The organism is Pseudoalteromonas sp. BSi20439 (assembly GCF_000241165.1).
Lineage (GTDB): Bacteria > Pseudomonadota > Gammaproteobacteria > Enterobacterales > Alteromonadaceae > Pseudoalteromonas.
Window position 1 is genome coordinate 71,259 of record NZ_BADW01000174.1, and the last position, 10,374, is coordinate 81,632.

At 40.7% G+C, this 10,374-nt stretch carries 7 protein-coding genes and 3 tRNA genes; all 10 read left to right on the forward strand.

Going from position 1 to position 10,374, the window contains the following annotated elements:
- Nucleotides 1-84: 84 nt before the first annotated feature.
- Nucleotides 85-1,183 (forward strand): peptide chain release factor 2 gene (gene prfB, locus P20439_RS13915; protein ID WP_096038752.1). Its coding sequence is split into 2 segments (ribosomal slippage): nucleotides 85-159 and nucleotides 161-1,183, totalling 1,098 coding nucleotides; the frame shifts between segments, so codons are not numbered across the junction.
- Nucleotides 1,184-1,209: 26 nt separating this feature from the next.
- A complete protein-coding gene (lysS, locus tag P20439_RS13920; RefSeq protein ID WP_008467803.1) occupies nucleotides 1,210-2,745 on the forward strand; it encodes a lysine--tRNA ligase in 1,536 nt (511 codons plus the stop codon).
- Nucleotides 2,746-3,098: 353 nt separating this feature from the next.
- Nucleotides 3,099-3,281 (forward strand): hypothetical protein, encoded by a 183-nt coding sequence (locus tag P20439_RS13925; RefSeq protein WP_008467805.1) that lies wholly within the window; start codon nucleotides 3,099-3,101, stop codon nucleotides 3,279-3,281.
- Nucleotides 3,282-3,409: 128 nt separating this feature from the next.
- Nucleotides 3,410-3,502: transfer RNA gene (locus P20439_RS13930), tRNA-Ser, on the forward strand.
- A 34-nt stretch (nucleotides 3,503-3,536) separates the two neighbouring features.
- A tRNA-Arg gene (locus P20439_RS13935) sits at nucleotides 3,537-3,613 on the forward strand.
- A 59-nt stretch (nucleotides 3,614-3,672) separates the two neighbouring features.
- Nucleotides 3,673-3,749 (forward strand) — tRNA-Arg (locus P20439_RS13940).
- Between the two features lie 468 nt (nucleotides 3,750-4,217).
- Nucleotides 4,218-5,390: an exo-beta-N-acetylmuramidase NamZ domain-containing protein gene (locus tag P20439_RS13945; RefSeq protein ID WP_008467807.1), complete on the forward strand. Its 1,173-nt coding sequence runs from the start codon at nucleotides 4,218-4,220 to the stop codon at nucleotides 5,388-5,390.
- A gap of 13 nt (nucleotides 5,391-5,403) precedes the next feature.
- A complete protein-coding gene (pbp4b, locus tag P20439_RS13950) occupies nucleotides 5,404-7,062 on the forward strand; it encodes a penicillin binding protein PBP4B (protein WP_008467809.1) in 1,659 nt (552 codons plus the stop codon).
- Nucleotides 7,063-7,169: 107 nt separating this feature from the next.
- On the forward strand, nucleotides 7,170-8,546 hold the full coding sequence (locus P20439_RS13955; RefSeq protein WP_008467812.1) for a Na+/H+ antiporter NhaC family protein: 1,377 nt from the start codon (nucleotides 7,170-7,172) through the stop codon (nucleotides 8,544-8,546).
- A 210-nt stretch (nucleotides 8,547-8,756) separates the two neighbouring features.
- Nucleotides 8,757-10,235: a P-loop NTPase fold protein gene (locus tag P20439_RS13960; protein ID WP_008467815.1), complete on the forward strand. Its 1,479-nt coding sequence runs from the start codon at nucleotides 8,757-8,759 to the stop codon at nucleotides 10,233-10,235.
- Nucleotides 10,236-10,374 lie beyond the last annotated feature (139 nt).

Here is a 10,374-nt window from a genome sequence, read left to right on the forward strand (position 1 = left end):
GCGTTTTTATTATTTGATGATTTTTAATTGCGCTCAGTCTCTTTTTTAAGTGCGCAATAACCTAGCCATTTTGGAGTAATGTACATGTTTGAAGTGAATCCTGTGATTAATCAAATCAAGGAAATTCGCGAACGTACTGAACTGCTTCGGGGGTACCTTTGACTACGCTCTTAAACAAGAACGTTTAGAAGAAGTTAACGCCGAACTTGAAGATTCAGCCGTATGGAATGAACCTGAGCGCGCACAAGCCCTTGGTCGTGAAAAGTCAGCACTAGAGGCTGTTGTTGAAACCATTGACACCTTAGTGGCGGGTACTGACGACGTTGAAGGGTTAGTAGAGCTTGCTGTTGAAGCCGAAGATCAAGACACCTTTGATGAAGCACAAAGCGAACTGGCTGATTTAAATCAGCAGCTTGAAGGGCTTGAGTTTCGCCGTATGTTTTCAGGTTCTCACGATTCAAACGATGCTTACCTTGATTTACAGTCAGGCTCTGGCGGTACTGAAGCACAAGACTGGTGTAATATTTTACTGCGTATGTACTTACGCTGGGGTGAAGCAAAAGGCTTTAAAGTAGAGCTAGTTGAAGCGACCGATGGTGATGTTGCTGGTATTAAAGGCGCAACGGTGCGTTTTTCTGGCGAATACGCTTATGGTTGGTTACGCACTGAAACAGGCGTACACCGCCTCGTTCGTAAAAGTCCATTTGATTCAAGTGGCCGCCGTCATACCTCGTTTGCTTCTGCGTTTGTTTACCCAGAAGTTGATGACAACATTGAGATTGATATTAATCCGTCTGACTTACGTATAGACGTTTACCGTGCATCAGGCGCGGGTGGTCAGCACGTAAATACAACTGAATCAGCGGTACGTATTACTCACGTGCCAACTAATACTGTGGTGCAGTGTCAAAACGAGCGCTCGCAGCATAAAAATAAAGCCCAAGCAATGAAGCAGTTAAAAGCGAAATTATTTGAGCTTGAGCTACAACAGCAAAATGCAGAAAAGCAAAGCCAAGAAGACAACAAGTCTGATATTGGCTGGGGAAGTCAAATTCGTTCTTACGTACTTGATGACTCGCGTATTAAAGATTTACGTACCGGCGTTGAAAACCGTAATACTCAAGCGGTACTCGATGGCGACTTAGACAAATTTATTGAAGCCAGCTTAAAATCTGGTTTATAACCACCAAGCTAAAAAAGAGCTAAAAAATGACTGATCAAATCCAAGACGAAAATAAGTTAATCGCTGAGCGTCGCGGCAAATTAGACGCTATTCGCGCAAATTGCCCAGCCAACGGTCATCCAAACCAATTCCGTCGTGAGCATTACACGGCAGATTTGCAGGCTGAGTTTGGTGATAAGAGTAAAGAAGAATTAATCGAATTACAGCACGTAGTATCGATTGCAGGTCGTATTCTTGCTAAGCGTGGTCCGTTTATGTCTATTCAAGATATGAAAGGCCGTGTACAAGTTTATGCATCAAAAGACGTACAAAAAGATTTAAAAGCAAAATATGGCCAGCTTGATATTGGCGATATTATTGGTGTTAAAGGGCCGCTTAATAAATCGGGTAAAGGCGATTTATACGTAGACATGGCTGAGTACGAACTACTGACTAAGTCACTTCGTCCACTTCCTGAAAAATTCCATGGCCTATCGGATCAAGAAACGAAATACCGTCAGCGTTATGTTGATTTAATTACTAACGAAGCAACGCGTGAAACATTCCGTATTCGCTCACAAGTGGTTGAAGGTATTCGTCGCTTTTTAGCCGACCGCGACTTTATGGAAGTAGAAACGCCAATGCTACAGGTTATTCCTGGTGGTGCATCTGCGCGTCCATTCGTAACTCATCATAATGCGCTTGATATCGACATGTACTTACGTATTGCGCCTGAGCTTTACTTAAAGCGTTTAGTAGTAGGTGGTTTTGACCGTGTATTCGAAATTAACCGTAACTTCCGTAACGAAGGGTTATCAACGCGTCACAACCCAGAATTCACCATGATTGAGTTCTACCAAGCATACGCTGACTACATTGATTTAATGAACATCACCGAAGACATGTTACGTACAGTTGCAACTAACGTACTGGGCAGCCCAATTGTGGTTAACACCACTAAAGATGAAAACGGTGAAGTGATTGATTCAGTAGAGTATGACTTTGGTCAACCGTTCACACGTTTAAGCATGAGCGACGCAATCTTAAAATATAACCCTGAGTTTGATGCTGCGGTATTTAACGACCCAGAAAACCACTTTGAAGAATTAAAAGCGTACGCTAAACAAGTGCATGTTAAAATTCCTGAAAACTGCGTATGGGGCCCGGGTAAGTTTTTATGTGAAATATTTGAAGAAACGGCTGAGCATATGCTTATCCAACCTACATTTATCACAGGGTATCCGTGGGAAGTGTCTCCACTTGCACGTCGTAACGACGAAAACCCATTTGTAACTGACCGTTTTGAATTCTTTGTTGGTGGCCGTGAGCTTGCAAATGGTTTCTCTGAGCTTAATGATGCACAAGACCAAGCTGAGCGTTTTTCTCGCCAAGTTGAAGAAAAAGACGCAGGTGATGATGAAGCAATGCACTACGACGAAGACTACATTCGCGCGTTAGAGTATGGTTTACCACCAACAGCGGGTGAAGGGATTGGTATTGACCGTTTAGTCATGTTGTTTACTGACTCATCAACAATTAAAGATGTTATTTTATTCCCGCATATGCGCCCACAAGCAGACTAAGCTTGAAGGAATAAACTAAAAATTATCAACGCCGCTAACTAGCGGCGTTTTTTTTGCCCTATTGTTTGTGAGACATTGCCTAAACTTCACATTAGGGCTTTTAATTAATAAGTACTACACTGATAATGAAGTGTAAGTATAAAAGTAAATTAATCTTTAATTCAGCTTCATTATCATAAAGTTGCTTGACTGCTTAGCAACATTACAGCAGTGCTATAACTTTTTGGTATGATTGTTTTTTAAACATTATGTTGTATTTATGTGAATTTTTTAGCTAAAATGTGGCCGAAATTTATACACGGTCATTCTTAGTCGTAAAAAATAAAAATTTCTAAAGGACTTAGAGAAATAATATGAAAGCTAAACGAGTAGAATCTTTACCTGATGAGAACACTACAGAGCAACAGCGACAAGCGTATTACCGCGCGTGTATTGCCGAGTTTCAGAAGTTAGGCTATCAAGAGCAATACCTTGCTGAACTTACGGACGAACTAGTGCCAGTGATGGGTGTAAATTCAAGCACCCCAAACACCTAACCTGATTATTTTTCAAACTAATTACACTTTAAAACTAGGCATGTGTGCAATCTATAGCCATATAGTCACTTTTGTCAGAAAAGTGTTTGACATATTTTCTGAAATCTTTATTATACGCCCCACAAGACGGAGAGGTGTCCGAGTGGCCGAAGGAGCTCCCCTGCTAAGGGAGTATAGAGTTTGTAGCTCTATCGAGGGTTCGAATCCCTCCCTCTCCACCATTTTTTAAATGGCGCATCTTGTAAAATAAAGTATGGGCGCATAGCTCAGCTGGATAGAGTACCTGGCTACGAACCAGGCGGTCGGAGGTTCGAATCCTCCTGCGCCCACCATACTTTACTCTCTTTTAGAGAACGCTCTGCTTAGAGTTAAAAAAGCAAATATAGAAAGTGGGCGCATAGCTCAGCTGGATAGAGTACCTGGCTACGAACCAGGCGGTCGGAGGTTCGAATCCTCCTGCGCCCACCACTTTCATACATAAGCCGACACTGAGTCGGTTTTTTTGTGCCTGAAATAAAGTGAATATGGGAAAGTAGCAAGCTACGAACCAAGCGGTCGGAGGTTCACGCTTAGGAGATACGTCCTGCGCCCACCACTTTCATAAATAAGCCGACATTAAGTCGGTTTTTTTGTGCCTGGAATTTGAGAAAGCTTTCAGGTATTAGTTAAACCCAATTATGCACACCGCTAAATTTTACATTCAGCCACTTCTCTAAAAGCGCAGCGGCTCTTAACCTCTTTGTGAATAACGGCTTTAAAAACTTAAATATACAAAGAACTTGCTTATATTAGCAGCGCAGCTTCTCATTCCTAAAACCTAAAACCTAAAACCTAAAACCTAAAACCTAAAAGCTAAAAGCTAAAACCTAAAACCTAAGCTGCTCTTTAAACTCGGCTGTGTTATTTTGAACGTCTTGTTTAAAAGGATCTTGCTGTATGTTTAAAACCGTATTTTTTATATTCTTATTTATTTTAAGCGCACTTTTTACTGTTACCGCACACGTAAATGAGGCTAAACATTCAATAACTGTAGGTGCAGAGCAGTTTGCCATGTACTTACCGCAATTAAAAAACAAACGTGTCGGGCTGGTGGTCAATCAAACTTCTGTAGTGGGGCAAACACATCTGGTTGATAGCCTGCTTACTAAAAATATTAACATTACTAAAATTTTTGCACCTGAGCATGGCTTTCGAGGCGATCATGATGCGGGAGCGCATGTTAAAAACGCCGTTGATAGCAAAACCGGTATTCCACTAATTTCTATTTACGGAAAAAACAAAAAACCAAGCGCCAAGGTGCTAAGCGATATTGATATCATTATTTTTGATATTCAAGATGTGGGCGTACGTTTTTATACTTACATTAGCTCTATGCATTACATGATGGAGGCTGCGGCTGAGCAAGGCGTTGAATTTATTGTACTTGATAGACCAAATCCTAATATTAGCCACATTGACGGGCCAATTTTAGAGCCGCAGTTTAAATCGTTTGTGGGTATGCACCCAATCCCTGTATTACACGGTATGACGGTAGGCGAGCTAGCTAAAATGATCAAAGGCGAGGGCTGGATCAATCAAGCGGCTGAGTTACAGCTGAGCGTCATTGCTGTTGATCATTACACCCGCACAACACCATATAGTTTGCCAGTAAAACCAAGCCCTAATTTACCCAACGATCAGTCAATAGCGCTGTATCCCTCGTTGTGCTTTTTTGAGGCAACGCCCATTAGTATTGGTAGAGGTACCGACTTTGCATTTCAGGTTATTGGTTATTCACCGATAGCACTTGGGGACTTTAGCTTTACCCCTCGCTCAATAAAAGGCGCAGCGCTTAATCCTAAATTTAAAAACCAGCTAGTGAAAGGGATTGATTTACGCCATAGTGATACCACTGGCTTAAACTTAAATTATTTAATTAATGCTTACCAGCAACTGACTGAGGCTAAAAAGCTGTTTTTTGAGCGTGCCGACTTTATGGATAAGCTCGCAGGAACTGATCAGTTCAGACTTGCCATAGAAGCGGGGCGAACAGCTGAGGAAATTAAACAAAGCTGGCAAGCGGGGCTTGAGCAATTTAAACAGCAAAGAGCGCCTTATTTGCTGTATTAATAAAGGAATAAGTGTGTATTTAAATTTTTCCGTGTTAGCAAAGCGTACTTTTTTTAACGCGCTGACTATTGCGCTTTGTTTTATTATTACCGGTTGCAGTGGCGCAAGCAGTGCAATTAAATCTCAGCGCCCGTTTATTCCTAATCAAATACAGAGCCTCGCTAATGCGCAAGTTATTGCCACCTTTCCTGAGCCCAACCCCAGTAGCCGAGAATACGTAAATAATCGTGGCACCTTTAAAGCGTATAAAGGGCGCGGGCAATTATTACTACAAAATGAAAGCGCCTTAAGTGCCGATATTTATATTAATAATAAAAAGTTAGCGCTTGATACCCTGCAAAAAAATACTGAGTATGCCTTTAATTTAGGGCAGTACACTCACAACGGTGTTAACACTTTTAAGGTTGATAATATTCAACCTGCTGGCGGCAGTTTAACTCTGCGATTTGCCTTTGCTACTCTAAATAGCTCTGCGGCTAAAACTATTGATTTTAGTGCGGTAGATAAGCTAATAGAAAAAGATGTAAGTGCGGGCTTTCCTGGTGCGGTATTAGCGGTAATTAAAGCGGGTAAGGTATTAAAATTAACCGCTTATGGTGATGCCAAGCAATATCAGCAAAATGACTTAATGTTATTACGCCCAGAGCCCATGCAAACAAATACACTCTTTGATTTAGCCTCAAACACCAAAATATTTGCCACTAACTTTGCGCTAATGAAGCTTGTGAGCGAAGGGCGATTAAATATAAATAATAGGGTGAGTGATTACCTAACAGAATACCAAGGCGATGGACGAGAGCTGCGCCAAGTTAAAGATTTACTCACTCATAAAGCCGGTTATCCGCCAGTGTTCGATTTTCATCGAAAAGACACCCGCTATGGCGAAGCGTTTTTTTCACAAGCCAGCGACACCACTAAACAATTACTGCTCACCAGCGTGCCACTAGCCAGCGAGCCAAGCGCCCAGCATGTTTACTCTGATATTGATTACATGATTTTAGGGGTTTTAATTGAGCGCATTAGCGGCCAACCACTCGACGAATACCTAGAGCAGCATATTTACGCGCCTTTAAAGCTTAACAACACTTTATTTAACCCTCTTAAAAAAGGCTTTAATCGTCAGCAGTTTGCCGCTACAGAGCTTAGTGGCAATACCCGCGATGGGCGTATTCATTTTGATAATATTCGTACCAATGTGCTACAAGGGCAGGTGCATGACGAGCGTGCTTTTTATTCACTTGATGGTGTATCAGGTCATGCCGGACTATTTAGTAATGCCCCCGACTTAGCTATTTTATGCCAAGTGTTACTCAATAAAGGTGGTTATGGTGATACACAAATTTTTAATGCCAGCAGTTTGGCGCAATTTTTAACCCCACAAAGTACCGATGAAACCTACGGCTTAGGTTTTCGTCTTGCTGGAAATAATCAGGCGCGGCGCTGGCACTTTGGCCCGTATGCAAGTGCTCAAGCTTATGGGCACACAGGCTGGACAGGCACAGTGACTGTGATTGATCCCGCTTACGATTTAGCCATCATGTTACTTACCAATGCACGCCATTCACCAATTAAAGGTAGTGAAAAACGTTATCAGTTTGTAGGTAAAAACTATGAAACAGCTCAATACGGTTCTATTGTTTCATTAATTTATGAGGCGCTGTTAAATCAGTAAACTCAGTGAGTGACTTAATGGTGTAAATCTATTAAGTTAACTGCTTACTATTAACTAACCAAGGCTGTTAAAGCCGCGTTTATTATAAAAATTAAAAAGGTTTGTTTATGCATTGGTATTCTATTTTGCCACCGCTGATTGCCATTATTATTGTGTTTTGGCGCAAAGAAGTCATTATGGCGCTGCTTGTTGCGGTAATTTCATCGGAATTTTTACTTGCCCTACAAGGTGAAGGAAATAGCGTATTTACTACGTTTTTAAATAGCATTGAGCGCATAGTTGCTGTGGCCAGTTCTCCTGGTAATACCCGTATACTCATCTTTAGTATTTTAATAGGCGCATTACTGGCCTATATTCGCGAGTCTGGCGGTGTTGCTGCTACCGTTAATTTACTGATGAACAAAGGCGTTGCTAAAAGTAAGCGCCAAGTGGGATTTTTAACTATGTTTACCGGCGTAGCGGTATTTATAGAGTCAAACTTGAGTGTGCTTACCTCGGGTATTTTATCTCGCGGCCTGTTCGACAAATTTAAAATGAGCCGCGCGCGCTTAGCCTACATAATCGATAGCACCAGTGCCCCTGTGTGTATTTTAATATTACTAAACGGCTGGGGTGCATTTGTACTGGGCTTGTTAGGTAATTATGAATTAGGTGAGTCGGCCGTATCGGTGCTGTGGGGCAGTGTAGGCTATAACTTTTACGCCATAATCACCTTGGTTATTGTTTTTTACACTATTGCCTTTGATAAAGTTCATGGCCCAATGAAAGTGGCTGAACAAAAACTAGAGCTACAAACAACTGAACTAAAAGAAGAAGTAAAAGGCTCTAAAGCACGTTTTATGCTAGTGCCACTGTTAACGCTAATTGTTAGCATGGTTGGCTTTATGTTTTACACCGGTAACGGGGTACTTGCCGAGGGTAGCGGTTCAAAATCAGTATTGTACGCCACGGTTTTAGCTATTGTTGTAGCCTATTGTTTAATGATTAGTTCGCGCCAATTTACCCATCACCAACTTGTTGATACCGGCTTTAAAGGCATGGGCGAATTAATGCCGTTAGTGGCCATAGTGCTGTTGTCGCTTACACTGGGTGCAAGCTTAAAAGAGCTAGGTACAGGCGTGTTTGTCGCATCTTTGGTTGGCGATTACTTACCAATATATCTAATTCTGCCAGTGCTGTTTTTAACTGGCGCGGTTATGTCGTTTACTACAGGCACCTCGTGGGGCACGTTTGCCATCCTCATCCCCATTGGCGTACCGCTTATTCAAGCACTTGGTTTACCGCCATCGCTGGTGGTGGGCGCTATTTTAGGTGGCGGCATATTTGGCGATCACTGCTCCCCTATATCCGACACCAGCGCGGTATCGGCCATTGCATCAGGCTGCGACCTACTCACCCACGTTAAAACCCAGTTACCCTATGCATTAGTAGGCGGCGGTTTAACGTTTGTAGCTTACTTAGTAACGAGCTTAATTGTGTTGTAGGTTGGGTAGAGCGTAGCGAAACCCAAAAAAGTGAGTGAATTAAAAGCCTGCAAATCTGCAGGCTTTTTTGTTTAAGATTGATCACCACCGAGAACACCGAGGCGCTACGCGCTACACAGAGATAAATAATAATAGCTTTTTATTAATAGGTTACGTTTATTGAATGTTGTATGGCACTATATGAAAAAGAATGGTTTAAAGGGAAATTAAATGCACGATATTAAAGACTTCAACTGGAACAAGCCAACCAACCGTTCACTGGGGGAGTATTTTCCTGCTGATAAATTAGATCGTGCTCGTTATGCCACATTCTTATCAAGGCTATTGGCTCAAGAAGGTTTTGACGAAACCAGACCTGATGAAGACCAAAAGAAAAACTATGTATTAAATCTCAATGCTGAATGGGGGGCAGGTAAAACTTACTTCCTTAAGCGTTGGTCAAAAGAACTAATTGTAAATTATCCTGTTGTTTATATTGATGCATGGCAGCAAGACTATTCAGACGATCCGTTTTTAACTGTAATTGCCGGAATCATAAAGCAGCTACAGCTTCAGGCTAAGTTTAATATAACTATTCCTAAAAGCGCAGTTTCGATGTTTAAGGCAGTTGCACCGGCTATTGCACAAGGTTTAACTAAAAAAATATCAGGCATAGATTTAGATCAGCTACACACATTACTATTCTCTGATGAAGAAATTGAAGATGATCAAAAGCAAAATTCTAACAAGTTAACTGGGAGTGACTTTTCGCCTGCAGTAAAGGCGCTTGCGCAAAACTTAATTAAAGATCATGAGGCTAAAAATAAAAGCGTTGAAGTAATCAAATCTAAGTTAGCTGATTGGGTCAGTAAGTTTGAAAAGCAGGAAGATAAGTCGCTACCAATATTTATTTTTATTGATGAATTAGATCGCTGCCGTCCGAGTTATGCAGTTGAGATGCTTGAGACTATTAAACATATTTTTGACGTAAAAGGTATCGTGTTTGTTGTGGCTACAGATACTGAGCAACTGCAACATACAATTAAATCAATATACGGCGAAGGGTTTGATGCTAAGATTTACCTAGGCCGTTTTTTTAATAGTCGCTACAGCTTAAAGCGGCCTGTTTTAAAAGATTTTTTATCGGTACATAGCGATACAACTAAATTTGAGTCTGCGTATTTAAAAAGTAAAAATATTGAGCTACTCCCCCGCACAGAAACACCCGAAACTGCTTTAGCTAATATTTCTGTTGTATTAGATGCTTTTCACGTATCAGCAAGAACAGCCATTCAAATTACTGAGCGTATTACTGCCATTATTGCAAATTTACCAAGTGGTAAAAAAGTAGATGTACTCGTTCTCGCTGTTTTGTTTTGTATCTATGAAAAAGATCATCCTCTTTATGAAGAAATTATAAATGGTAGGTTTAAGAGAACAAAATTAAATAAGAAAGGTGAAACACAAAATATAAGGTTATCTGATTATTTATCAGAAAAAATACTACCCGGAGATTTAGAAAGAGATGTTATATTTTTTATTGATTCAAAATTATATAGCAAGGAGCCGAACTGTATAGTTAACCGCTACAAAGATACGGAGAACATAATTAAACTAAAACAGTATATTGAAAGTTTTTTTGTAAAATTTTTATTGAGGAAATTCCACTTATTTTCAGTGTATTCGGAAACACAGATACAAGGAAGTTAACTGAACTAGAGCAAGCTGAGAAAGAATTACGGGAAGGCAGTGATTCTAATCAGTATGAAGTGACTAAGTCTTTGATTAAATATATTTATGTGAAAGATGCATATAATCAAATTACCAAAGAGCACTACCGTGATTTTAT